Below are 25,165 nucleotides of genomic sequence, written 5' to 3' on the forward strand. Positions count from 1 at the left end.
ACCTCCCCGTCAAACCGCAATCCATTCCTGTACTCGCCCGAAATCGGCGAGAAGTTCCTGCGACGAGCCTTCAAGCACCACCCTGCCCCGGTCGAGCACGATGGCGCGGTCGCTCAGGCGCAACGCATCCTCGGCGCGCTGCTCGACGATGATGGTCGCGAACCCCTCCTCCCGGCGCAACCTCTGCAACGTCTCCTCCAGCTCCTCGACGATGACGGGAGCCAGCCCCTCGAACGGCTCGTCCAGGAGGAGGAGCTTCGGATTGGTCATCAGCGTGCGGCCGATGGCCAGCATCTGCTGCTCACCGCCGGAAAGCTTGCCGCCCATGTTCGACCTGCGCTGCCTCAGTCGCGGGAAAAGGCGATAGATGGCCTCCAGGTCGAAACGCCCCGAACGTCCCGCAACCAGAAGATTTTCTTCCACCGTCAGCGAGGGGAAGATGTCGCGTTCCTGCGGAACCCATCCAAGCCCAAGCCTTGCACGCCGATAGGCCGGCACATGGCCCAGGTCATCGCCATTCCAGCGCAGGCTGCCGCCGACATGGCGGGCATGGCCCATGATGGACAGCATCAGCGTCGTCTTGCCGACGCCATTGCGACCCAGAACCGAGAGGCCCTCATGTTCATTGATGGCAAGGTTCATGCCGTCGATGACCACGGCATCGCCGTATCCGGATACGAAATTGTCAAGTTCAAGCAGCGGCATGATGCCCTCCACGCCCCAGATAGACTTCGCGCACGCGTTCATCTTTCGAGATCTCGGCAGGCGTTCCCTCTGTCATGATCGCCCCTTCCGCCAGAACGGTGATGCGCTCGGCAAAGCGGAAGACGAGGTTCATGTTATGCTCGACGAAAAGCAGGGTAAGGTCGCGCGGCAGCGCCGCGATCCGCTCGAAAATGGCTTCGCTCTGGGTCGTCGGCACGCCAGCCGCCGGCTCGTCGAGAACGATGATGTCCGGCCTCGTCGCCAGCGCGATGGCGATCTCCACCAGACGGCGCATGCCGTAAGGAAGCGAGGCCACGACCTTGTCGGCCTGCGGTCCCAGTTGCGCGAGTTCGAGCAACTCGCGCCCTTCCTCCAGCACCGAGCGTTCTGCGGCCATGGATGTCCAGAAGACCTTCGAGCGCTGCTCGCGCTCAAGGATCGCCATGCAGACATTGTCCAGCACCGTCAGCTTCGGAAACAGCTGGTTGATCTGGAATGTGCGCGTCAGGCCGGAGCGCACGCGTGCCCGCTGCGAGCTTCCGGTCATGTCCCTGCCCGAAATGAAGACGCGGCCCGAAGTGCTCGGAATGCTTCCCGTCAGCGCATGGACAAGCGAGGTCTTGCCGGCTCCGTTCGGCCCTATGATCGCATGACGCGCGCCCTTGCGAACCTGAAGCGAAACCGCGTTGACGGCTGTGAAGCTCCCGAAGCGCAGCGTGAGGTCACGCGTTTCGATGGCGAAGCTCATGACGACCTCCTGCGAAGCCAGCGTTGAACGCGCGCCGGTATCCCCGCCAGTCCGTCCGGCAGCACGAAAACCGAAGCCATCAGGAACAGTCCAATCCCCAGATGCCAATAGCGCGGGCTGATGGCCGAGAGCATGTCCTTGAACCAGGTGAAGATCGTCGCGCCCAGCACAACACCGGGTATGCTTCCCGTGCCGCCCAGCGCGGTCATCACGACCACGTCGGCCGAACGCTCGAAGCCGAGCATGTCGAGCGAAGCGAAGTTGCTGGTCTGTGCAAGCGCGGCTCCGGCCAGTCCGGCCAGTCCGCCCGAAAGCACGTAGGTTACGGCCATATGGCGCGACACCGGCGAACCGATCGCATGCATCCGGGTCGTGTTCTCACGAATGCCGCGGAGCGCCAGACCGAAGGGCGACGTCGTGATCCGCCAGACCGCCAGATAGACGATCACGAGGATGGCCAGCGTGTAGAAGAACGCTGTGCGGCCCCACATGTCGAAGCGGAAAACGCCAAATATCTCGCCTACGGTGAAGCTGGCGAGCCCGTCCGCCCCGCCGGTAAGCCAGTGCGCCTGGTTGGCTGCCTCGAAGAAAAGGAAGCCGACGCCCAGCGTAACGAGAAGGCGGGTGAAGTCGTTGCCGGTCACGACGATACGCGCGAGCAGACCTGCAACGGCCGCGTTGATCATCAGTCCGGCGAGGAGGGTCAGGATCGGATCGGTGATCCCCGCGCCGCCAAGGATCGCGACGGTATAGGCCCCTATTCCGAAGAACACCGCATGGCCAAGCGAGACAATGCCTGCATAGCCCTGCAGAAGATCGTAAGAGAGAGCGAATGTCGCGACGATGAAAATTGTCGAGAACAGCCCGAGATAGCCGGGAAACAGGAAGTAGGCTGCAAGCGCAAGCGCGATCAGGATCGGCAGCGCGACGCGCAGGTCGTATTTCTGGGTCATGCCCCCCTCCTCGCCAGACCGTAGGGCATGAAGACCATCGCCAGCACCAGTATGGTATAGATTACGAAGCCGCCCACTTCAGGCAGGAGATATTTGAACAGCGAGTCCGCCAGGCCGAGGAAGATTGCCGCGATGAAGGAGCCTCCGACCGAACCGGGACCGCCGATGGCGACCACCATCAGGACGAGCACGAGATATTTCAGCGGAAAGCTGGGATCGAGGCCGAGAAACCCGACCGCCAGCGCGCCGCCCAGCCCGGCGAAGGCCGCGCCAAGGCCGAAGGCGGCGGCAAACAGGCCGGAAACGTTGATGCCGATGCCTTCGGCCGTCACGCGATTGTCGACCGCTGCGCGGATTCTCGCGCCAAACAGCGTCCGGTTGATCAGAAGCAGCAGCGCCAAAAGCGCGACCACACCGCTCGCCATGATGAAAAGCCTGTAGCCGGAGGTGACCACACCGAGAAACTCGACCCGCTGGGTTGCCCATCCGGGCAATGCGATCGGCTGCTGCTGCGGCCCGAAGATGATGTTGGCGACCGCACCGGCCGCGAAGGCGAGGCCGATCGAGAAAAGGACATGCTGAAGCTCGGGCTTGCGATAAACATGGCGGATCAGCGTTCGTTCGAGAGCGATGCCGATTGCCCCTGTCAGCAGAAATGCGATCGGCAGCACGAGCAGAAACGGAATTCCCAGACGCCCGGTCAAGACCACAAGAATGTAGCCCCCGCACATGGCGAAGGCGCCATGTGCGAGATTGACGAACCGCATCAGCCCCAGGGTGATCGACAGGCCGATCGAGAACAGGAAGAGAAGCATTCCGTAAGCGACACCGTCGACGACAACCGTAAGGAGGCTGGTCAGGTTCATTTGGCAGGGTCTCGGACCATGTCGACGACTGCAATGGTGTTGTTGGACCCCTTTCCGTCCACAAACTCGCCCTTGCGAATGTAGATGTTCTGGGTGATGTCGCGGGTATCCGGCTCGATCAGTATGGGACCGCGCGGGCTGGCCAGCTTCATGCCCTTGAACCTGGACATCAGAGCATCCGCGCTGACATCGCCGCCGGTCTCCTCAAGTGCCTTGTAGATCATGTCCATGCCATCATAGCCCTGCAGGACGCGATAGCTCGGCGCTCCTTCGTGGTCGGCCCGGAAGGCTTCAAGGAACGCCTTGTTCTCCGGCGTGTCGACATCCTCCTGATAGTGCCAGGCAGAGATGACATCCTGCACGGCGCTTCCCATCGCCGGCAAGAGGTTGTCGTCAACGACATCGCCCGTCACCATCAGCTTGATGCCGGTCCCCTTCAGGCGCTCTCCCGACTGCTTCATGAAGGCGATGGAAACATCGCCGCCGGGATTGAACGCGAAGATCGCGCCCGGCTTGGCCTCGATGGCACGCTGGAGGAAGGGGCCGTACTCGGTTGCGGCAACCGGGGTCCGGTCGCTGCCGAGCACTTTGCCGCCGCCTTCGGTGAAGCCCTTGGTGAACCAGGTTTCAGCGTCGATGCCCGGTGCGTAATCCGAAACGATCGTGTAGGCACTGCCGATGCCGTTGGAGGCGGCCCATTTCCCGAGCGTGTAGGTGACCTGCGACAAGGTCATCGAGACGCGGGTGAAATAGTCCGACTTGGTGGTGATGCTGGACGTCGCCGCATTGACGATGATTGCGGGAATTTTCGCCTCGGTCAGAAGCGTCGCCACCGACATGGCATTGGGAGTGAAGCTGTAACCCAGAATGATGTTTGCGCCGTTGCGCAGGATGAGTTCCTGCGTGAGACGCCGCGCGAGATCGCCTGAACCCGGCCCCTGGTCGTCGCGCACCACAAGCTCGACTTCCTTGCCCGCGACTTTCGTCCCATGGACCTTCTGATAGAGCCGCATCCCGGTTTCGTAATGTGATCCCTGATCGGCAAATGCACCCGACAAGGGCAGCACCACGCCGACGACCACCTTGTCATCGGCCGCCGCTGCGGGAAGCGCCGCGCCAATTGCGATCGCCGCCGCGAAGCCGAGTATGCGCCGGCGGTTGATGCCGCCAGGGATGCTGGAAGTTCTGCTCCCGTTCATGATACTGTTCCCCTGTTTTCGTTGTTTGTATCGCTGGCGGACCGGCCGTATCTAGCGTGCGTCTGGCACCCTGCGCGTCGCCATAAACTCGTCGAACGTCTCCCCGCGCATCTCGGCATAGACTTCGAGATTGGTTTCGCCGACGAGGCGGGCGAACTTCTCCAGCACGAAGAAATTGGTCCCGTAGCGGACGAGGCCGATCCAGTCGCGCTCACGAACCATCCTGGTTTCTTCGGCGGTCAGACCGGCAGCCTCACAGGCCGCCTGCTCGTCCGCCGAGAACTCTGCGCGGGCTTCCGGAAGACGCATGTTCCAGAAGAAACGGTTGATGCGGACCTTGTCGACCCCGGTGGGGATATCGAACGGATAGGTGCCCTCGATGTCCTCGATCCCGACCGTCTGCGGATTGCCGTGGCGGATTTCGCCGGATGAGGGAACATGGACATTGTTCTCCTCAAGCACCATCGTCGCCATGTTGGTCGTGGTGGCGAGGTAGTTGCTCTTGTGGACCAGCTTCAGGTCGTCGCTGAGCGCACCGCGCATCGCGAGCCACATGATGACCTCCGCGCCTTCGGCGCCCCCCAGCCGCACATAGTCGACCAGCTTCATGCTGGCGAGCTGCATCGGATCCTTTTCGATAAGCTCCAGGAAACGGTCGTCCCAGTCGGTGTCGTTGTAGCCGGTGCGCTCGCCATGGATCTGATGCGACAGGCCGCCGGTGCCGATGATCGCGACCGTGAGATCTTCGGGATAGGAATGGATCGCACGGCGCAGGGCCTGACCGAGCTTGAAACAGCGCATCGGCGTCGGCAGCGGATAGCGCACCACGTTGACCATGATCGGCACGACCTTGCCCGGCCAGCCGCCTTCATGCGGCCACAGAAGCGGCAGCGGGGAGAACACGCCGTGGTCGAGCGGCCGGTCATGGAAGACGGCCATGTCGAACTCGTCGGCGACGAGTTGCTCGGCCAGATGAGTGGCGAACTCGGTATGGCCCGGCAGCATCGGCAGCGGGCGCCGGCCTGCACCCTCATCGGCAACGTCATGCTGCGGCGCAGCGCCGATCGAAAAGGTCGGATAGAGGTCGTAGAAGAAGGCGTTGAGGTGATCGTTGTAGAGGATCACCAGCACATCCGGCTTCTTCTGCGCCAGCCAGTCGAAGGCCGGCTTTGCGCCCCTGAACAGGGGAGCCCAGGCCGGATTGTCCCATTTCTGCTTGTCGTAGGCCACGCCGATGGTCGGGACGTGGGACATGCCAACACTGCCGATTATTCGAGCCATTTCTTCAATCCTCGCTCAAAGTTCGTCTCCGCGTGGCGTCGGCTGGCGGAAATACCTTCTGTTTCTACGTCAGCGCCAACAGGTGCTGTACTATGGCTTCGTCGATAGCGGTGCTGCCGCGGCGGGAGCGGAACAGCCAGATACCGCCCTCCCGCACCAGAACGTCGTCGAACGCTCCGACCGAAAGCGATATGCCCCGTTGCGGCACCGCGCTGACGAGAACGGAATAACTGGTCGCATTGGCGACATCGGGGCCATCGAACCCGATCACGGTATTGCACACGAGGTGTCGGGCCAGCCGCGCCGGCCGGGCCCTGAACGCCGCCAGGATCGCCTCGCGCCCGGCAATCGGGCTGTCCGGCGCGCTTGGCCGTACAAGTTCTCCGCCCTCGACGAACAGGCTTGCGACATCTTCCCAGCGGCCGGCATCGACGAGATGCACATAGCGCCGGATGAGCGTCTCGATCGCCCTTTCGTCTTCCAGGCGTGACGCCATCATTCCCCCTGCCCGTCCCCTGCCGAAGTCAGGATTTCATTGATCATCTGGTCGGCGGTGACGACGTCGCCAAAACTCTGGAACACCGTGGTGAAGCCGACATCGTGATCCTCCTGGAAGCGCGCCGCATTGGCGTCGGAGATCATCGCCACGCGGTAATCCAGCATCATCGCGTCGCGGGCCGAGGTTTCGCAGCAGAAATTGGTGAGCATGCCGGTTATGATGACATTGCGGATGCCACGTGCCTCGAGCATGCCGGGAAGGTCGGACTTGCCGGGGATGAAGGCGCTGAATCGCGACTTGTTGGCGATCAGGTCGCCCTCGGCCACATCGAGGTCGGCCCGAAGCTCCTGCCCCGGCGCACCCTCCGTGAGATTGTCGCGATGGCGGGCCGCATTTTCCGGCGTGAAGAAATAGTCGTGGTAGATCGGCCAAAGGCTCTCGCCGTTCCTGCCGGCCACCATCTTCACCCAAGCCACCACGCCGCCCTTCTCACGCACTGCTGCCGCCAGCCGGTTGATGACCGGAATAATCGCCACCGCCGAGGGCACATCCTTCACGTAAAATTCCTGCATGTCCACGACGACCAGCGCCGTTTCGGCAGCAATGAAGGTGTCGAATACCCGGACACGACCGCGCTTGGTCATGACCCTGTCGAGCACATATTGCGGCATGTCGAATCCGGCGCGTGCCTGCATCTCTTGCTCCAGTCTCTGCCGGGAGTGAAGCCCGGCCGTGTTTCTATCCGACTTGCATGAGGCACCATTTCCCAATCGACGCACAGTTGAATCCATTTTGCGCAATATCTAATTTTCTTATATCATGTCCGCCTCTGCAACTTATTTGATACAGCGCGGGCGATGATCAATCTGAAATTCCTTCGTACCTTTCTCGCGGTCATGGAGCGCGGCAGCATCAGCTCTGCGGCGCTGGCTGTCGGCCGGGCGCAATCCGCTGTTACGCGCAGCATCCTGGAACTTGAGGCGGGGCTTGGCACACAACTTTTCGAGCGGAATGTTCACGGCATGCTGCCAACCGACATGGCCTACATTCTCCAGAGCCATGCGGAAAAGGCGATGGCCGAGATGGACCATGCACGCAGCATCTTTCTGGAGACATTCGGCCCGCAGGGCTGCAACCTGAACGCGCCGGTATTCTCACTTGCGATCGGCCATACGCGCCTGCTCATCTTTGTGCAGCTTGTTGAGCAGCGACACATGGGAATGGTGGCGGACCATCTGGAAGTGTCGCAACCCTTCGTCAGCCAGACATTGCGCGAGCTTGAGCAGGGCATAGGTGTCGAACTGATGACACGCATCGCGACAGGAATGGCACCCACGGCCACAGCGCTGGTTCTCGCCGCTCAGGCAAGGCGTGCGCTGGCCGAACTGCGCAAGGCGGAAGACACGATTGCATCGCTGCAACTGGGAATGACGGGCAGTGTCGTCATCGGCACGCTGTCGCTCGGCCGCATTCACCTGCTGCCCCGCGCCATCGCCCGGATCGTGTCTGATTTTCCCAACGTTACCGTGCGAACCGTCGAAGGAACCTTCGAGCATCTCGCCTCCCTGCTTCATGCCGGAGACCTGGATTTCATCATGGGCGCGCTTCGGCCCGCCGAGCATATCATCGGATTGCTGGCGGAGACGCTGGTTGACGACCAGATCGCCGTCGTCGCAAGACGAGATCACCCGCTCGCAAACCGCACCGGGATCGGGGCCGAGGACCTGCGTGCGGCCCGATGGATACTGCCTCCGCGCGGCACATCCACCCGCGTCCTCCTGGAACAGGCTCTTGGCCGCCCCGACGTGCCGGTCGAAACCGCGGACATCACCATTACCCGCGACCTCGTCCTTCAGAGCGATCTGCTGACAGCCACCTCGCCGCACCTTCTGCGTCACGAGATAGACGCGGGACGGATGACCATCCTGTCCGTTGCCGTCCCCTTCAGGAGAAGAGGCATCGGCCTCATTCAGAGGTCGAACAGCGTCCTGTCTATGCCATCGAAGTTGCTTATCGATACGATACGCAACATGGCACATGAACAGGCACTTTAGTCTCGGACGTCGCTCAGCATCACATACTGCTCGGCGATCAGGCGCTGGGCGGCTTCCGATTGCGCGATGTAGTCAAGCTCGGCCATCTGCATACCGCGCTGGAAGGGGCTGTGCTCGTCAAAACGATGCAGCAGGTCGGTAAGATAAACCGAGAAACGGATGGTACGCCATACCCTGTCGATACAGTCGTGCGTATAGCGATCCAAAGCGTCGGAGCTGCCGGTTTCATAGAACGCAGCAATCGCCCTTGCCATGATCCGTACATCCGCGACAGCCATGTTCAGTCCCTTGGCGCCGGCCGGTGGCACGATATGGACTGCATCTCCGGCAAGATAGAGCCGCCCATATTGCATCGGGCTGGCGATATAGGAGCGCAGAACCGCGAGATCGCGCTGGAAGATCTCCCCTTCCTGTATCTCGGAGCGGTTTTCGTCGAACATACGGGTGTGAAGTTCGTCCCAGAACCTCGCATCCGACCAGTTGGCGTGATCGTCCTCCGCCGGCACCTGCAGATACAGCCGTGAAATGCTTGACGAGCGGCGGCTGCACAGCGCAAATCCCCGGTCGTGGTTCGTATAGGTCATGTCGGCGATCGGGGGTGCCTTGGCGAGCACGCCGAGCCAGGCGAAATCGTAGTTCCGGGTATATGTCTGGATCACGCCTTCCGGTGCCGATGCCCGGCAAACGCCATGAAAGCCATCGCAGCCTGCGATGACGTCACAGTCCAGAATCTTGTTCTTGCCGTCATGTCTGAAATGAATGGATGGACGGGTGACGGTCAGGTCATCGAGATGCGTCGCTTCGGCCTCGAACAGGATTGGATCCCCGGCGGCAAGGCGCGCAGCAATCAGATCCTTGACCACTTCAAGCTGTCCGTAGATGCGCACGCTGCGTCCGGTCAGTCCCGGCAGGTCGAGATGGATGTTGCGGCCACGGAAGCGCATGTCCAGACCGTCATCGACCATGCCCTCGCGCATCATCCGCTCGCCTAGACCAAGCGCGTTCAGGGTGTCGATCGTGCCCGCTTCCAGAACTCCGGCGCGCACGCGCGCTTCGACGTGAGCACGGCTTCGGGACTCGAGAATGACACTCTCTATTCCCCGCTGCTTCAGCAGGTGGGACAGGAACAGCCCGGCCGGACCAGCGCCGACGATACCGACCTGCGTTCTCATTCGTTGTGTAGACATCATGGGGCATAGTGAAGACGAGGAGTTCGGAGCCCGCAACATCAATATAGCCATTTCTAATGACAATGGCCTGCTTTCGATGTTGTCCGGAGAAGTCGGAGAGGCAACCCTGCGGCCTAACGATCATCGGAGTTTCACGCCCATGCCCGACAAGACCGCCCTCGTCGTAAGCGCCCATTCCGCCGATTTCGTCTGGCGGTGCGGCGGCGCCATCGCGCTCCATGCCGAGAAGGGCTGCGACGTCACCGTCGTCTGCCTTTCCTATGGCGAACGCGGTGAAAGCGCGAAGCTGTGGAAGGAGGGAGGAATGACCCTCGACCGGGTGAAAACGGAGCGCCGCAAGGAGGCCGAGGCCGCAGCCAGGGCGCTCGATGTGCACGATATCCGCTTCTTCGACCTTGGCGACTACCCGCTCGTCATGGATCAGGACGCAAAATTCAGGCTTGTCGATGTCATCCGCGAGGTGATGCCGTCGTTCATGCTGACCCACTCCACCTGGGATCCCTACAATCCGGATCATATGCTGACCCTGCAATGGACACTGGAATGCCGCGCCATTGCCCAGGCATGGGGACACAATCCGGGTCAGGCAGTGCTGGGCGCGCCGCAAGTCTATCTTTTCGAGCCTCATCAGACCGAGCAGATGAACTGGAAACCTGACGTGTTCCTCGACATCACGCCGGTGTGGGACCGCAAATGGGCGGCGATCCAGTGCATGCAGGGCCAGGAGCATCTCTGGTCCTTCTACAGGAACGCCGCCGAGAACCGTGCAAATCATTTCCAGCGCAATTCCGGCGGCCAATCCGGTGGCCGCGCGGCGAAATATGCGGAAGGCTTCCAGTCGGTATTCCCGCGCACCGTGGATGAACTGTGATGAACGTCGTCCGGCAGAGCATCGAACGCGCCCCGTCAGATGTTATCGACGGGCTCGCGGCCTGCGGTGTCGCGACCGTCCACGAGGCGCAAGGCCGGCGCGGCATGCTGCAAAGCTATCTGAGGCCGATCTGGTCGGGAGCGCAGATCGCCGGATCAGCCGTCACCATTTCCGCGCCGCCGGGCGACAACTGGATGGTGCATGTGGCGATCGAGCAGTTGAAGTTCGGAGACATATTGGTGCTGGCGCCGACAAGCCCCTGCGACAATGGCTATTTCGGCGATCTTCTCGCCACATCGGCGCTGGCACGTGGCTGCCGCGGACTCATCATCGACGCGGGCGTGCGCGACATACGCGACCTCACCGCCATGGGCTTCCCCGTCTGGGCCAAGGCGATCAGCGCACAGGGAACGGTTAAGGAGACGCTCGGCTCTGTCAACGTTCCCGTCGTCTGCGCAGGCGCTGCGATCGAGGCCGGCGACATCATTGTGGCCGACGACGACGGCGTTTGCGTCGTTCGTCCCGACGAGGCGGCCGGTGTGCTGGCGGCCGCCCGCAAGCGGGTCGATCTGGAGGAGGCCAAGCGCCGCCGGCTGGCGGCGGGAGAGCTTGGTCTCGACATCTACGACATGCGGCCGAGATTGAAGGAAAAGGGCCTGCGCTATGTCTGACGGCACCCGTGCCATGTGGATGCGCGGTGGCACATCGAAGGGCGGCTATTTCCTCGCCTCCGACCTTCCCGCAGACACCGCTGCGCGAGACGCCCTGCTTCTGAGGGTCATGGGATCGCCCGATCCGCGTCAGATCGACGGCATGGGCGGCGCAAACCCGCTGACCTCCAAGGTCGCGATCGTCAAAGCCTCGCAGCGTGACGGCGTCGATGTCGACTACCTCTTCCTTCAGGTCTTTGTCGACCGGGCGCTGGTCACGGACTCGCAGAATTGCGGCAACATTCTCGCCGGCGTCGGCCCGTTTGCGATAGAACGGGGACTGGTGCATCCGGCGGGCGACATGACCGAGGTTCGCATCTACATGGAAAACACTGGCCAGATCGCGGTCGCCAGCGTCCCAACGCCCGGCGGCAAGGTCAGCTATGACGGCGCCGCCCGCATCGACGGCGTGCCGGGCACGGCGGCGCCAGTTCCGATTGTGTTCAAGGATACCGCCGGCTCCAGTTGCGGAGCCCTTCTGCCGACCGGACGATCCGTCGATCGTATCGGCGGCATCGATGCGACCCTGATAGACAATGGCATGCCCTGCGTCATCCTCGACGCTGCCGACTTCGGCATTACCGGGGCCGAAACACCGGCGGAACTGAATGCCGATACCGCGCTGAAAGCCCGTCTCGAAGCCGTTCGCCTCGAGGCGGGACCGTTGATGAACCTCGGCGACGTGTCGGAAAAACCGATCCCGAAGATGGTGCTGGTCAGCGTGGCCGGCGACGGCGCGGCCATCTCGACCCGCAGTTTCATCCCCCATGTCTGCCACGAAGCGATCGGCGTCCTGGCCGCCGTCACCGTCGCTACGGCTTGCCTGTTGCCAGAGGGACCGGCAGCACGCCATGCGTTTGTTCCGGCGGGGGACGAAAAGGCGCTTTCGGTTCGCCACCCAGGCGGTGAGTTCACGGTCATCGCGCGTCTGGACAAAAGCGGCGGGGTCGAAAGCGCGGGCGTGCTGCGCACCGCGCGCAAACTCTTCGACGGGCTGGCCTTCTGATGCGCCTTACCGGCCAAATTTTTGCGAAACTGCGCGCACCGTGTCGAGAAATACGGCCTGTGACCGCGTCGGATGCCAGTCGTCGCGGGTGGTGATGCCGATCTCTCGCCGGCTGTCATGAACATCGAAAGCCAGACGCACCAGCACACCCTTGTCGATGTCGCCGCGCACCTGAAGCCGTGAAATGCAGCCGAGATAGGGACCGGCGAGCAGGAGTTCGCGCATCAGCATCTGCGAGCCCGTCTCGACCAGCGCGCCGGTAGCGCTCGGGCCCAGCGCGGACAGGAATGCGTCGAACTGGCGGCGCGCCGGCGTGTCCGGCAATGCCACGACCCAGCGCGAAGCGGCAAGCGCGGCGATTTCGACAGTCCCTGCCTTTGCGAACGGATGTTCAGGACCGCAGACGACCGCAAGTTCATCTTCGAACAGCCGCTCCTGCCGCATGCCCTCCATCAGCGCCGGCGGACGAAGTGCGCCCAGCAGCAGGTCGAGTTCGCCGCGCCTCAGCCCTGCCAGCAGGCTGGCGTAAGGCCCTTCATGGACGCGGATATCGACCTTCGGACAGGCCTCCTGAAACCGGGAAATCGCTTCGGGCAGTACGGACGTGCGCGACAGCGGCATTGCCCCCACCATGATCCTCATCTCCCCCCGGCTGCCAGCCTCCGCAAGTTCCATCTCCGCCTGGCGCAACTCGGCAAATGCCAGCTGGGCGGCCTGGGCGATCAACTGCCCGATGCGGGTCGGCGTACTGCCATATTGAGTACGGCGAAACAGCGAGCGGCCAACCTCGCTTTCCAGATGGACAATGGCGCGGTGCACCGTCGGCTGCGCGACTCCCAGCTTTCGGGCGCCGAGAGACAGGCTCTCGGCCTGGGAGGCCGCAACCAGCCCGCGCAATTGTGCGGCCGTGGCGGTCAGCCGCAACCGGGGCGAAACGCTCTCACATGCGCGATCCATGATATCGAGCGCGCGACGCACCCGTTGCGCCAGCATCCGCGCCAGATCGGTCGGAAAGACGCCCCTGCTCGTACGATCGAAAAGACGGGCGTCGAACGCCTCCTCCACCCGCTTCAGCGCCTGCGTGGCCGCCGACTGGGTCACATTCTGCGACATGGCTGCCTGCGTGACCGAGCCGCTGTCGACGGTGACGAGAAACAGGCGCAGGTGGCGGAGATTGGGATTCGCCACAGTCAGCCGGATGCCTCCGGAGCCAATCCCATCGCCTCGAGCACCGGCCCCGCATCCTGCGCTTCTACAGGCAGGTTGCCGAGCAATGCCTGCCATTCGACAGATCCCCGGCTCATGACGGATGGCAAGCCGAGATCGGCAACCATGGCGGCTGCTTCCGACATCTCAGCAGCACGGCGTACACCATGCTGCGTCGTGCGCTGCAGGACGTAGGACAGGCGCTTTCGCCACTCGATATCCGGATCGCTCGTCTCAAGCGACCGGATCACCTCCTCCTCGACGCCGCCGCGCCGCGCCGCCAGGAAGCATTCCGCAAACAGCGCCTCCATCCCCTTCACCATGACCGAGCGGGTAAGCTTGATCGCTGAGGCCTGCCCGACGCGGTCACCGACGACACGGACATTCATGCCGAGTGCGGTCAACAAGCGCTCCGCGCGATATGCCTGCGGACCGGAAAGCAACACGGGCGTCTTCTCCCGGTGGGGATGGACGGGCGCCATGATCGCCATGTCGACATAGTCGGCGGCGCTCGACGAAACGGCTTCTGCGCTGCGCCCTTTGGTTTTTGGCGAGCACGAATTTCCGTCGATGAACAACACCCCTTTTGCCAGACAGGATGCGGCAGCCTTCGCCGCTTCCTCGCTCTGATCCGCGGTTACAAGGCTAATTACGATTTGTGCATCTCGAAGAGCCGTCTCCAGATCCCCGGCAAATGCAACCTTCAGCCGGCGGCAACGATCCTCAATGACGGCCTGTCCATCGTCCAGCAAGACCTTCACGTCGAATGCCGAAATCCGTCCGAGAGCGTCCCGGTTCCAGCCGGACGCAAAGGCGGTGGCCGCTTCGCCAAAGCCTAGCAGTGATAGGTTGAGGTGGTCGAAGCGCATCGGGAGATGAACCTGAGAATCTCGAAAACATTGAGATCGTTCACCTCATTTTGCAACTTCTTATAGCCAATTCTTATGCCCGCAGCGTTCTGGCAATGAAGGCATGACCCGAATACAGCGCGGGACTTTCGTCAAATGCGAGGACGAGGCGCATAGGAAAACCGGACAACCTGCTGCACCACAGCGAGCAAGGCAGCCACCAATATACCAGTGAGCAGTTCCAGCCTCTGATGGCCGAACGGCTTCTGCTGCTCGATGAACCGGTTAGACATGGCATTTTGCGCTCCCCAACGCTGACATTGTGATAAGTGATTCTCTTCAATGTCTGGCTCTGCCCCCCGAAAGCCGACTGGCTGGTTGTGCGACCGATCATAAAGCACTGGATGCGACACATCAGCAGTATTGGTACCGGAACAAGCTGATCGTATCTCTGCATCCGGAGCCTCTTGGTCGAACGTCGGATGCGGAGGACCGCCGGTTGGGAGGTAGGGCCATTAGGCCGCGCGGCTCGCCGGCGACCGTGGGGTGATCTCCGGCATCATGCATATGCTGCGTTCGGGCGGGCGCTGGAAGGACTGCCCTACGGTCTATGGCCCTTACACCACGATCTATAATCGTTGGAACCGATGGAGCCTGCAGGGCGTGTGGGAGCGGATTTTCTACGCCCTGACCGGGTCGATGGGAGTGTTCACCGGCTCGAGGGATTCCACCCACATCAAGGCACATCGTTCGGCGGCGGGCGCAACAGGGGGGCCTGTCATCACGCCATTGGCACCTCGCGCGGCGGGCGAATGACCAAAATCCATGCGTTGAGCGACGATTGCGGCCGGCCCGTCGCCTCTGCCCTGACGCCCGGGAATGCTCATGACCTCGCCGGCGCCAAGGCGCTGCCCCAGCCACAAGCTGCTGGCCGACTGCGCCTATGATGCAGCGAGCCTGCGCGACTGGCTCGCCGAGCGAAGAACAGAGCCCGTCATCCCGCCTAATCCCACACGCAAGAACCCAAACGGTTATGATCGCGACGCCTATAGCGGCCGAAACCTTATCGAGCAAATGTTCTGCCGTCTGAAGGACTTCCGCCGCATCGCAACCCGCTACGACAAACGCGCCGACATCTTCCTGTCTGCAGCCTTCATCACAGCCGCAATCACATGGTGGTCCGCAAATTGAGTCGCCAACCTAGTCGAGCGGCCCGCCAGTCGATGCCGGCGAGCCGTTGGCTTTCTGCTTCGGGCAGCTCAGCCAAATTGATCCATGGTGGCGTCAGGGTATTTGCCTGCCACGCATCGGCAACCCTTGGCATAATCACTTAACGCGCCTTCTCTCCAGACATACGTGGTCACGTCTCAGGTGCCGCATAGTTGCTGTTCGTCTGATACGGATGTCCTGCGGACCGCGATCAGAACGGCACCCAGCCCGATGGCCGAGGTCGCCGCGCCCGCCAGGGCCACGGCGGGATAACCAAGGCCGAACGCGATTACACCGCCACCCAGCGCAGCACCAATCGCATTGCCCAGGTTGAACGCGCCGATATTGACCGACGAGGCCAGATTGGGCGCGTCTGCGGCCGCGGTCATTACCCGGACCTGAAGCGGCGGCACCAGTGCGAAGCTCGCCACACCCCACAGGAAGATGACAATCGGCATCGGCGCCATAAAGGGCATCAACAAGGCCAAAGCGATGAGGATCGCCGTCAGACTGCCCAGTGTCACGATCAGCGTCCGATCGACCGATCGGTCCGCAAAGCGACCGCCCAGCCAGTTGCCCACTGTCAGTCCCACGCCATAGGTCATGAGCATCGCGGTTACGAAGCCAAGCGAGGCGTGCGTGGTTTCGCGCAGGATCGGAGCGATATAGGTGAAGACGGTGAACATCGCGCTCGAACCGATGACGGTGAGCGCGAGCGCGCCCAGCACCTGTCCGCGCCTCAGTACACGCAGTTCGGCGAGAGCGTTGCCCCCCTCCGGCGCGGGCAGAGCTGGCAATGTCAGGCGAAGCGCGGTCATGGTGGCAACGCCGAGCCCGGCAATGCCCCAGAAGGCCATTCGCCAGCCGAGATGCTCGCCCGCCCAGGTCGCGAGCGGCACGCCGACAACATTGGCGATGGTCAGCCCCATGAACATTGCCGCCACCGCACCGGCCTTGCGCTCGGGCGGCACCAGACTGGCCGCAACGATCGAACCGACACCGAAGAAGGCGCCGTGGTTGAGGGAGGTAAGGAGCCGCGCGGCCAGAAGCATGCCGTAGCCGGTCGAGACCGCGGCCAGCAGATTGCCAAGCGTGAAGATGCCGGCAAGCAGGATCAGCAGCATGCGTCGTGGAACGCGGCCCGTCGTGAGCGTCATCAGCGGCGCGCCGATCATCACTCCCAGGGCATAGGCGCTGATCAGCAACCCCGCGGTCGGAATCGAAACACCGAGGTCGGTCGCGATAACCGGCAGCAGTCCCATCGGAGCGAATTCCGTCACGCCGATGCCGAAAGCGCCGATCGACAGGGCTATCAGCCCGGGATTGAGTCTCATGGCTGGAATTCCTTATTGGCTCAGGTCTGGGTCAGACCATCGGGGGATTGAGGCGGGCGAAGCCCTCCTGCTGCCGATACGGGGTGTGGGGATAAGGCGGCAGCAGGTCGCTTGCGTCATCGAGCACGGCCATCTGCTCAGCAGTGAGCCTCCAGTCAATCGCTCCAAGATTCTGGCGAAGCTGCTCCTCGTTGCGCGCACCAATAATGACTGACGAGACGGTCGGGCGCTGGAGCAGCCAGTTGATCGCGATCTGCGGCACGGTCCTGCCCGTCTCCCGAGCGATGTCTTCCAGCGCATCGATCACCCGGTAGAGATGTTCCTCCGCAACAGGTGGCGCGAACTGGGCGGTCTCGTGAAGGCGGCTGCCTTGCGGGATCGGGCGATCGCGCCCGATCCTGCCGGTCAGCCGGCCCCAGCCAAGCGGGCTCCACACCAGGGCGCCCACTCCCTGATCGGCGGCGAGCGGCATCAGTTCCGCCTCATAGGCGCGCCCGATCAGAGAATAGTAGACCTGGTGCGCGACAAGGCGCGGCAAGCCCTGCCGGTCTGCGTGCGCCTGTGCCTTCATGATCTGCCAGCCGGGATAGTTGGAAACGCCGGCATAGCGCAGCTTGCCCGCAGTGATCAGCCCATCGAGCGTGCCCATCAGTTCTTCCACCGGGGTAAAGGCGTCGAAAGCGTGAAGCTGGAGCAGGTCGATGTAATCGGTGCCCAGCCGTCGCAGGGATTCTTCGACCGCACGGATCAGCCGCGCGCGCGATACACCCCTGTCGAGCGGGCCTTCGCCCATCGGCAGGCCGGTCTTGGTCGAAATGAGCACCGCATCACGCCGGCCCCTGACAGCCTCGCCGAGCACCTCCTCGGACGCGCCATTCGAATAGACGTCTGCGGTGTCGAAAAGCGTGACGCCTGCGTCCAGGCAGATGTCGATCAGTCGCCGCGCCTCGGCGGCGTCGCTTTGTCCCCATGCGCTGAACAGTGGCCCCTTGCCGCCGAAGGTGCCGGTGCCGAAACTCAGCGCAGGCACGCGCAGGCCGGACGCTCCCAATTGCCTATACTCCATGATCCACCTTTCCGTTTGCGATGCAAACGCATAGATGGACGCCGGGACCGCACGATAATAGCGTGTCGCGGAACGAAGGATTTTTGCCATGCACGCAAAAGCGATGGACGGGGCCGATCGTGCGCGTGCCCTTGAAGTATTCACGGCAGTGGTCGACCTTGGCAGTTTCTCGGCGGCCGGCCGGGCACTCGACCTGACCCCCTCCGCGGTCAGCCGCACGATCGACCGGATCGAGACACGACTCGGCGTGCGGTTGCTGCTGCGCTCGACACGCGCACTGACCCTGACGGCGGAGGGACGCTCCTATCTCCAGGCTGCGCGACGCATTCTGGCCGACCTGAACGATGCCGAGCAGCAGATCGCGGATCAGGGCGCGCCGCGCGGGCGGCTGCGGGTCAGCGCGGCGCAATCGCATGGCCGTCTATGCGTGGTGCCGTTGCTTGGCGAGTTCGTACGGCTCTATCCGCATATTTTGGTCGACATCGCCTTGACCGACGCGCTGGTCGACGTCGCAGGTGGCGAAGCGGATGTGGCGATCCGCTTCGGGCCGCTCGCCGACAGCGGACTCATGGCACGCAAGTTAGGCGAGACAGGCCGTGTCATCGTCGCATCGCCGGACTATCTGGCGCGTTCCGGCACCCCGCACGTGCCTGAGGATCTGCATCATCACAACTGCCTCAATTTCAATTTCCGCCGTGTCGAGCCGATCTGGCCATTCCGCCGCGACGGGCAGGATTTCTCGCTGAAGGTGGAGGGCACGATCGAAGCGAACAATGGCGAGACGCTGGGTGAACTCGCTGCGCAGGGGGTCGGGATCACCCGCGTTGGCAGCTTCAGCGTCGTCGGCGAAATCGAAAACGGCCGATTGGTCCCGCTGCTTGAGGCGTACAACCCCGGTGATATCGAGCATATCCACGCAGTCTTTGTTGGCGGTGGCAACATTCCGGCCCGCGTTCGCGTCTTCGTGGATTTCCTGGTCGATAATCTACGCTGAGGCCGACTGCTTCGCACCCTCGTTTCGGACGTTCGACCAACACTTGCTACTTAACCGAAAGCAGACATTTCTTATGGTGTAGCCAACCGCCAACGGATTACTTCGACATATATGTTCGAATCCCACTCGGTCCGCCAAACACCGCCGATTACCGCACAAATTGGCCGACTATCTCTTTAATTATCAAAGGGATAGCGTCTTAGGGGGCGATTGCCCTACAGCAGGGGTTCTCGCACGCCCTCCCAGTCAGCATATCCTTCACTACGACCGCCGATCATATGCTATGGCGCGAAAGGCGGCTCGGTCGTCCGTTGCTAGCCTAGCATGATACCTGTAATGGTTCTGCGCGTGACTGCGTAGATGCTCTTCATTGCCTGGGGTATGCCACGACCGATACCGACCAGATGTGGCATATGTTGCCGACTATGGCTTCGTGGTTCTCGGCCAGCCCTTTCAGTCGACCCAGGATCCAGATGCAAATTGCAGTCTGTTCGTTCGGTCTTTACCCTCGGCGCGAGGGGTAAAGCCACCGCTCTTCTATCCTTGCTCTCGGATGAGGCTAAATGGGATAGCCTGAGGTCCGCGTTGTCATTATGTTCTCGCTGAGGAAGAGAAGAACTGCATGGCAAGAGCACCTGATACCAACGACATTGAGCGCAGCTTTCAGGACATCCCTGAGGACAAGACCACGGAGGCCGAGCAAACCGCCTTCCTGATGGATTTAGGCTGGCATAAGGGCTTGAGTTGGGATGACCTGCTGAAGTCGAGGCGCGTTCTTATTATTTCTGAAGCAGGCGCAGGCAAAACCTATGAGTGCCGCGCGCAGCAGCAGTCTCTATGGACAGCGGGTGAGCCCGCTTTTTATGTAGAGTTGGCTGACCTCGCACGCAGTAATCTGCGCGATTTACTGTCACATGAGGAAGAAACTCGGTTCGATTCATGGCGCACTGCACAATCCGATGTTGCGACCTTCTTTCTCGATTCCGTCGATGAGCTGAAACTCAACCTTGGCTCGTTCGAGCAGGCGCTGAAACGCCTGGCGAAGGCGGTAGCCGGACAACTCGGCCGGGTTCGGGTGATTATCACTTCCCGACCCATTCCCGTTGACGAGCAACTCTTCCGCCAAATTTTACCGGTGCCGGATGAGGCCGATGAAGTGGCAACCAGCGAAGAGTTCGCTAATATCGCGATGGCACGTCGACCGCAGAAATCATCCGATGAACAAACTGCGCGGGATTGGCGTAACGTCGCATTGCTGCCCTTGTCTAGTGCCCAAATTAGGCAAATGGCGAGCAAGGAAGGCGTGGATGATCCAGATGCGCTGCTCGCCGACATCCGGCAGCGTAACGCCGAGGAATTTGTACGCCGACCACAGGACCTGATCGAGCTATGCGCTGATTGGTGGGAACATCGTCGAGTTCGTTCGCATCGCGATCAGGTGTTGAGTAACATCGCCGTGAAGTTAAAGCCGCGTGAGAACGGTCGGGAAAATACGGCTTTGTCTCCCGAAAAGGCATCGGAAGGTGCCCGACGCTTGGCGCTTGCGGCCACCCTTAGCCGCAAGCTCACCTTGCGCCATAGCGCCGAGGCTGACCGCGATAGCGATCCGACCGAAGCGCCGCTTGATCCTTCAAATATTCTTCAGGATTGGACGCAAGGCGAACGCACCACCCTGTTGGAACGGTCGCTTTTCGGCTTTGCTTCCTACGGCCGAGTGCGCTTCCACCACCGCTCGGTGATCGAGCATTTGGCGGCTGAGCACCTTCTCGCGCTACGCATGAAGGGTATGCCGGTCAGGTCGATCAAGCGCATCTTGTTTACAACAACGGCGCAGGGTGAAGCAGTGGTCAAGCCGTCACTGCGTCCGGTCGCTGCTTGGATGGCGCTGCGCGACGATGCCATTTTCGAAGAAGTGCTGCGGCGCGAGCCGGATGTCCTCCTGAATTTTGGTGACCCCGAGTCGCTTTCATCACTGCAACGGCGGCGAGCCCTACGCGCCTACGTCGAGCGTCATAGCACGGGCGGATGGCGTGGATTGCGCGTGCCGAGCATCCAACTTCACCGCTTTGCAGCGGCCGACTTGGGGCCAGAGGTCAAGCGCCTGTGGGAGGGCGGCATCGAGAATCACGAAATCCGCGAAATTCTTTTGAATCTGATCGGTCATGGGAAGATGGCCGATTGCGCAGATATTGCCTATAGCGTCGCGGTCGATGCTTCTGCCCTCTATGGCGAACGGATTGATGCGTTGGATGCGCTCATCCAACTAGACGATCCTCGCCTTGCTGCGATCAGCACGAGCTTGGCTGATGACGCGGCGCTTTGGCCGAACCGCCTCGCAGGTGCCGCACTGCTGCGGCTGTTCCCGGTCCACCTGTCCGTAGGACTCCTTTGCAAAGCGCTCGCACAAATCACGGAAAAGAAGCGCTCGGTCGGTGACATTTCATGGAATCTCCCGCGCTTGATCGAGCATGTCGATTTATCACCGGATATGCTCAACGCATTGCGTCATGGGCTTACCGAACTGGCGGTGGAAGGCATCGCCTGGAACGAAAAGCACTGGCCCCATCTCGCCAGCAAGCGACAATTTCTCTTACCGGCTCTGGCCGCGACCTGCCTCCGTCAGATTCAAAATGGCGTCACCACGCCGGAAGTAATGCGTTCAACCGCGATTGCGTTACGACTGGCAGAACGCGAATACCACCACACCGAGCCCGCCAAACAATTGACTGCTGCACTCCCTGGCTTGCCGCCAGATGCCCGATGCCTCATGTTCGAGGCCGAAGACGCATTCCTGCAAGCGCATCATCAGGTGACGGACCCCTTCAAACGCTATGCGCGCTTGGCGTTTCACGGGGCGGCAATGCATCTGGGTGCCATTGATGCAGATTGGGTGCTTGCATCGCTTGCCGATCGCCGCCGCCACGCTGACGCTCGCGCGATGATGCTCGAAGCGGCGATCCGCATCCGGGACGACAATGTTGAATGGACCGATCATCTGGCGGCGTTGGAACCGCGTGTTGCCGATCTGCCGGAACTGCTTGAACGCCTCGACCAGCTTGCCCAGCCGCAAAAACCCAGCCCCGAAGAACTGCGCTGGCAGCGCGAGGATGCCAAACGGAAGAAGCATGATGAACGCCGCGACGCGAAAGCCCACGCGAGTTGGGTGATGTTCTGGCGCGAAATCGTTAATGATTCTGAAGCGGTGTTTGCCACCGATCGTTCCGAGAATACCGCCTGGAACCTTTGGCGGGCAATGGAACGCAGCGGCGAGGAAAGCCGGGCGTCAGGCTGGAACCGACGTTTTATCGAGCGGCATTTTGGCAAGGAGGTGGCCGACCGGTTGCGCCTCGCGGTCATGGCGTTTTGGCGTAAGGATCGCCCGACCTTGCGAAGCGAGCGTCCGGAGGAAGAAAAAGGCACTTATCTGACCCGATGGCAGCTTGGCTTGGCGGGGATCGCCGCCGAGGCCGAGGATCCCCAATGGGCAGAAAAACTCAGTGAAGAAGAAGCGAAACTAGCGCTCCGCTACGTTTCCGTTGAGTTGAACGGCTTTCCGGTCTGGCTTGAAGGATTTGCCGCCGTGCATCCGGCAGCGGTTGACGCCGTGCTAGGAGCGGAATTGACAGCGGAGCTCGATGAACCAGCCATCGTCCATTCCGGCATGCTGCAAGATATTCTGTATGGAACCCCCACCGTAGCGCGCCTTTTCGTACCGCGCCTGCGTGCCTGGTTGGATACGGGTAAATGGCGGCTTGGCCACAATGAGGACGAGACTGCCCGCGCGAACCGGCTTCGCCAAGTAGTTCAAATCCTCGTGCAACATGGCGACGCCAGCACCATCGCGCATATACACGCGCTCGCGAAATCTGAACTGGCAGAAGGTGCGAAAGATGCAGTAAGCAGCATCTGGCTCCCGGCATTGATGCGTCTCGGTCCGGACGACGGCATCGATGCACTTGAGAGGACCATACAGCCGCATCCTCCGGCAAAATTCGGCCCAGCGACGGATTGGTTCAGTTCTCTCTTCGGCGATCGGCACGGCGATGGTGAAACCTACCTCTCGGCGGCCGGCTTCACCCCAGAATTGCTGCTGAGGCTCGCACGCCTTGCTTATCAATATATCCGTCGGTGCGACGATATGGTCCGTGAGGAAGGTAGCTTTTCTCCCAACGCACGCGATCATGCAGAACGTGGCAGAAGCAATATTATCAACGCGCTTCTATCGACCACCGGACCCGAGGGTTGGGCTATCAAACTCAGATTGGCCGATGATCCGCTCTTTGCCGATTTCAAAGACCGGGCGTTGGCAATGGCCCGCGAGCGGGCGGCCGAAGAAGCGGATGCAACTGCCTTCGCCGAGGCCGATATCGTGGCGCTCGACCGATATGGCGAACTTCCGCCGCTGACGCGCGATGAGATGTTCGTGCTTATGACTGACCGGCTGGACGACATCGACGACGCCCTGCTGCGTGACGACTCACCGCGTGCGGCCTGGGCACTCATCGACGATGAGAAAATCATGCGTCAGCAGATCGCACGCGAGCTTCGCACCAGCGCCAATGCCGCTTACACGGTCGATCAGGAAGCGGTGACGGCAGATGAGAAAGAAACCGACATCCGCCTTCGCTCTACCGGTTCAGAGCATGAGGCGATTATCGAATTGAAGATCTGCGAGAAAGACCGCTCCGCTGCCGATCTGAAAGCCACAATCAAAGACCAACTCGTCGCCAAATACATGGCAGCGGAAAATAGCCGTGCTGGTTGTCTGCTAATAACCATTAAGTCTCCCCGTACATGGCTCCACCCCGAAACCGGCGCGGCGTTAGACCTAGCCGGGCTCATCGACATGTTGAATGAAGAAGCCAACCGGATTGAGCAGAAAATGGGAGGTAGCCTACGGTTGACGGCGCGGGGCCTCGACCTTCAACCGCGCTTGTCAACAGAGCGCGTAAAGTCACGCGGCCGTCAGCGAAAAGCTTCGCCCAATCAAGAGCCGGAAGAAGCAGTCATTGGGTGAGTGGGTTTCACCGACAGCGCGGGTCACGCGCCCAATTGTCTTCTTGATGCTTGGGATGCTGAATAGTCAAATTCCGGACATAGCCGCCGAGCTGAGCGTCTCCCCAATCTGACCGGTCCAGCGATACCCGTATTCCGTTGACTATCCAGGTCTCCGGTTCGGAGTCATGAGCGCGGGCGTAGATCGTCGTCGCTCGTTCAGCGTCGAACGCCTTCGTGAGCAGGGTCAGCGCGCGTTCATCGAAGGCGCGCTGCGCTTCCCTCGTGTCGTTCTGATTCGAGCCATCGAGTGCAAGTCGCAGCCGCGTCACGGCGCGCTCGTTGCCGGTGAGGTAATAGGAAATTCGATCGGCCAGCACTTTGTCGTTCAGCTTCACTGACGAAATGTCTGCGAACCACTCGTACTGCGAGCGGTGATAGTCGTCGGTGACCAGGCCATATTCTTCAAGGAATAGCCGTGCTGCATAGGGCGACCAGCCTTCAGTGCGCATAACGGTGGGCGGATTCTTTTCGACTTTGATGAGTCGTCTGATTTCCTGGATGGCCTCTTTAACGCCCTGCTTGTTGGCGATATCGCGCCCACGAATATCTCGTGCGAGGCGCTTTACTCCGTCGATATTCCAGCCAAACGCAAACAGCGCGCGCCATCGCGTATAGCGTACGATGGGTGCCTGTCTTGGTCTCAAATGTAAATGGATGAAGGCTTCCTCGTAGGTCATATATACGGCGAGTAGGAAAATGAATGGAATGAACATTAGCCAGAGCAGTAAGGGTAGCCCGAACTCGCGCAATGTGTTCAATGACCAGAATTCGGAAATGCTAGCGGCAACCAGCCAATAGCTAAAGCCGAGGATAGTGAGACCCGCCAGAATCTGGAGCCCGCGCAGCAGGCTGAGCACTCGGGGGACGCCGGGTTTGTCAGTTTGATGTTCGCCGACCGCTATAAGGAGAGCGAGAAGCACAAGTGCCGGAAGCATGAGCAGTTCTACCCAAAGTGGAAAGCTCACCAGCTCGGCGATGAACAGAATGACGGCAGATAGAGTGAACGCATCGCGCAGCAGCTTACGTAGCGCATGCGGTTTTTCCTTAAGTCGCTGGGCTTCAAAGATGCTGGTGAAACCGACCGTCAACCACCAAAGTAGGGTCGATTTGAGATTGGGCCAGTCCCATAGATTCAGCCATGCGAGCAGCCAGAGACAGGCCACCACGTAGAGGGACATGAGCAGCCAGATCAGTGCGAGCTTCGGCATAAAGAAGGCCCGCACGACATCAAAGGCGAGAGGCCGCCCCTTTTTCCACAGCAGCAAAGCAGCCAGTAGAAGGCCTAAATAAACAAGGACGGCAATCTCGCGATTGCTCAGGTCGAATCCGAAGCTGGCCAGTGTGAAGGACATATCTTTTTAGACCGCA

The 25,165-nt window shown here is 61.3% G+C and carries 22 protein-coding genes and 1 pseudogene; 9 read left to right on the forward strand and 14 right to left on the reverse strand.

What is annotated here, in order from left to right; all coding sequences use genetic code 11:
- Positions 1–9: 9 nt before the first annotated feature.
- From HNR59_RS19760 to HNR59_RS19795, 8 genes are all read right to left on the reverse strand, one after another.
- On the reverse strand, positions 10–705 hold the full coding sequence (locus HNR59_RS19760; RefSeq protein ID WP_183832903.1) for an ABC transporter ATP-binding protein: 696 nt from the start codon (positions 703–705) through the stop codon (positions 10–12).
- Positions 692–1,453, reverse strand: a complete 762-nt coding sequence (locus tag HNR59_RS19765) for an ABC transporter ATP-binding protein (RefSeq protein ID WP_183832906.1) — start codon at positions 1,451–1,453, stop codon at positions 692–694. Before HNR59_RS19765 ends, HNR59_RS19760 begins: the two co-directional genes overlap by 14 nt.
- A complete protein-coding gene (locus HNR59_RS19770; protein WP_183832908.1) occupies positions 1,450–2,406 on the reverse strand; it encodes a branched-chain amino acid ABC transporter permease in 957 nt (318 codons plus the stop codon). The genes HNR59_RS19765 and HNR59_RS19770 overlap by 4 nt, the downstream gene beginning before the upstream one ends.
- On the reverse strand, positions 2,403–3,272 hold the full coding sequence (locus HNR59_RS19775) for a branched-chain amino acid ABC transporter permease (RefSeq protein WP_183832910.1): 870 nt from the start codon (positions 3,270–3,272) through the stop codon (positions 2,403–2,405). The genes HNR59_RS19770 and HNR59_RS19775 overlap by 4 nt, the downstream gene beginning before the upstream one ends.
- Complete coding sequence (locus tag HNR59_RS19780) at positions 3,269–4,471, reverse strand: ABC transporter substrate-binding protein (RefSeq protein ID WP_183832912.1); 1,203 nt, start codon at positions 4,469–4,471, stop codon at positions 3,269–3,271. The genes HNR59_RS19775 and HNR59_RS19780 overlap by 4 nt, the downstream gene beginning before the upstream one ends.
- Positions 4,472–4,522: 51 nt before the next feature.
- Positions 4,523–5,752 (reverse strand): gallate dioxygenase, encoded by a 1,230-nt coding sequence (locus HNR59_RS19785; RefSeq protein ID WP_183832914.1) that lies wholly within the window; start codon positions 5,750–5,752, stop codon positions 4,523–4,525.
- Positions 5,753–5,816: 64 nt separating this feature from the next.
- Positions 5,817–6,248, reverse strand: coding sequence for a nuclear transport factor 2 family protein (locus HNR59_RS19790; protein WP_210307474.1), 432 nt, complete (start codon positions 6,246–6,248; stop codon positions 5,817–5,819).
- On the reverse strand, positions 6,248–6,946 hold the full coding sequence (locus HNR59_RS19795) for a cysteine hydrolase family protein (protein WP_183832918.1): 699 nt from the start codon (positions 6,944–6,946) through the stop codon (positions 6,248–6,250). The genes HNR59_RS19790 and HNR59_RS19795 overlap by 1 nt, the downstream gene beginning before the upstream one ends.
- A 162-nt stretch (positions 6,947–7,108) precedes the next feature.
- On the opposite strand from HNR59_RS19795, the gene HNR59_RS19800 reads away from it, so the two are divergent.
- Positions 7,109–8,305, forward strand: a complete 1,197-nt coding sequence (locus HNR59_RS19800) for a LysR family transcriptional regulator (RefSeq protein WP_183832920.1) — start codon at positions 7,109–7,111, stop codon at positions 8,303–8,305.
- Here HNR59_RS19800 and HNR59_RS19805 read toward each other — a convergent pair.
- Positions 8,302–9,477 carry a 4-hydroxybenzoate 3-monooxygenase gene (locus tag HNR59_RS19805; protein ID WP_183832922.1) on the reverse strand — a complete coding sequence of 392 codons (1,176 nt, stop codon included), beginning with the start codon at positions 9,475–9,477 and terminating at the stop codon, positions 8,302–8,304. The genes HNR59_RS19800 and HNR59_RS19805 overlap by 4 nt on opposite strands.
- Before the next feature lie 157 nt (positions 9,478–9,634).
- On the opposite strand from HNR59_RS19805, the gene HNR59_RS19810 reads away from it, so the two are divergent.
- From HNR59_RS19810 to HNR59_RS19820, 3 genes are read left to right on the forward strand one after another with little or no spacing between them, the layout of a single operon-like run.
- Entirely contained in the window at positions 9,635–10,366 is a 732-nt protein-coding gene (locus HNR59_RS19810; protein ID WP_183832924.1) for a PIG-L deacetylase family protein, read from the forward strand.
- Positions 10,366–11,037, forward strand: coding sequence for a 4-carboxy-4-hydroxy-2-oxoadipate aldolase/oxaloacetate decarboxylase (locus HNR59_RS19815; RefSeq protein ID WP_183832926.1), 672 nt, complete (start codon positions 10,366–10,368; stop codon positions 11,035–11,037). Before HNR59_RS19810 ends, HNR59_RS19815 begins: the two co-directional genes overlap by 1 nt.
- On the forward strand, positions 11,030–12,082 hold the full coding sequence (locus HNR59_RS19820; RefSeq protein ID WP_183832928.1) for a 4-oxalomesaconate tautomerase: 1,053 nt from the start codon (positions 11,030–11,032) through the stop codon (positions 12,080–12,082). The genes HNR59_RS19815 and HNR59_RS19820 overlap by 8 nt, the downstream gene beginning before the upstream one ends.
- 6 nt (positions 12,083–12,088) lie before the next feature.
- Here HNR59_RS19820 and HNR59_RS19825 read toward each other — a convergent pair whose 3' ends face one another.
- Both HNR59_RS19825 and HNR59_RS19830 read right to left on the reverse strand, forming a co-directional pair.
- Positions 12,089–13,270 (reverse strand): LysR family transcriptional regulator, encoded by a 1,182-nt coding sequence (locus tag HNR59_RS19825; RefSeq protein WP_343060875.1) that lies wholly within the window; start codon positions 13,268–13,270, stop codon positions 12,089–12,091.
- A gap of 2 nt (positions 13,271–13,272) precedes the next feature.
- Complete coding sequence (locus tag HNR59_RS19830) at positions 13,273–14,157, reverse strand: NAD(P)-dependent oxidoreductase (RefSeq protein ID WP_183832932.1); 885 nt, start codon at positions 14,155–14,157, stop codon at positions 13,273–13,275.
- 149 nt (positions 14,158–14,306) lie between these two features.
- Here HNR59_RS19830 and HNR59_RS21060 point away from each other — a divergent pair.
- From HNR59_RS21060 to HNR59_RS19845, 3 genes and pseudogenes are all read left to right on the forward strand, one after another.
- A pseudogene (locus tag HNR59_RS21060) lies at positions 14,307–14,421 on the forward strand (IS3 family transposase); the annotation flags it as partial.
- Between the two features lie 261 nt (positions 14,422–14,682).
- Entirely contained in the window at positions 14,683–14,952 is a 270-nt protein-coding gene (locus HNR59_RS21065) for a transposase (protein WP_425488684.1), read from the forward strand.
- Between the two features lie 69 nt (positions 14,953–15,021).
- Positions 15,022–15,327 carry a transposase gene (locus tag HNR59_RS19845; protein WP_183832937.1) on the forward strand — a complete coding sequence of 102 codons (306 nt, stop codon included), beginning with the start codon at positions 15,022–15,024 and terminating at the stop codon, positions 15,325–15,327.
- A 176-nt stretch (positions 15,328–15,503) separates the two neighbouring features.
- Here HNR59_RS19845 and HNR59_RS19850 read toward each other — a convergent pair whose 3' ends face one another.
- Both HNR59_RS19850 and HNR59_RS19855 read right to left on the reverse strand, forming a co-directional pair.
- Positions 15,504–16,679 (reverse strand): MFS transporter, encoded by a 1,176-nt coding sequence (locus HNR59_RS19850; protein ID WP_183832939.1) that lies wholly within the window; start codon positions 16,677–16,679, stop codon positions 15,504–15,506.
- Between the two features lie 31 nt (positions 16,680–16,710).
- Positions 16,711–17,745 (reverse strand): aldo/keto reductase, encoded by a 1,035-nt coding sequence (locus HNR59_RS19855; RefSeq protein WP_183832941.1) that lies wholly within the window; start codon positions 17,743–17,745, stop codon positions 16,711–16,713.
- A gap of 88 nt (positions 17,746–17,833) precedes the next feature.
- Between HNR59_RS19855 and HNR59_RS19860 the strand changes: the two genes are divergently transcribed.
- A complete protein-coding gene (locus HNR59_RS19860) occupies positions 17,834–18,739 on the forward strand; it encodes a LysR substrate-binding domain-containing protein (RefSeq protein ID WP_183832943.1) in 906 nt (301 codons plus the stop codon).
- A gap of 622 nt (positions 18,740–19,361) precedes the next feature.
- Positions 19,362–23,756 carry an NACHT domain-containing protein gene (locus HNR59_RS19865; protein WP_183832945.1) on the forward strand — a complete coding sequence of 1,465 codons (4,395 nt, stop codon included), beginning with the start codon at positions 19,362–19,364 and terminating at the stop codon, positions 23,754–23,756.
- Positions 23,757–23,763: 7 nt separating this feature from the next.
- Here HNR59_RS19865 and HNR59_RS19870 read toward each other — a convergent pair whose 3' ends face one another.
- Positions 23,764–25,149 (reverse strand): hypothetical protein, encoded by a 1,386-nt coding sequence (locus HNR59_RS19870; protein ID WP_183832947.1) that lies wholly within the window; start codon positions 25,147–25,149, stop codon positions 23,764–23,766.
- Between the last annotated feature and the right edge of the window lie 16 nt (positions 25,150–25,165).

This window comes from Aquamicrobium lusatiense, from assembly GCF_014201615.1.
Lineage (GTDB): Bacteria > Pseudomonadota > Alphaproteobacteria > Rhizobiales > Rhizobiaceae > Mesorhizobium > Mesorhizobium lusatiense.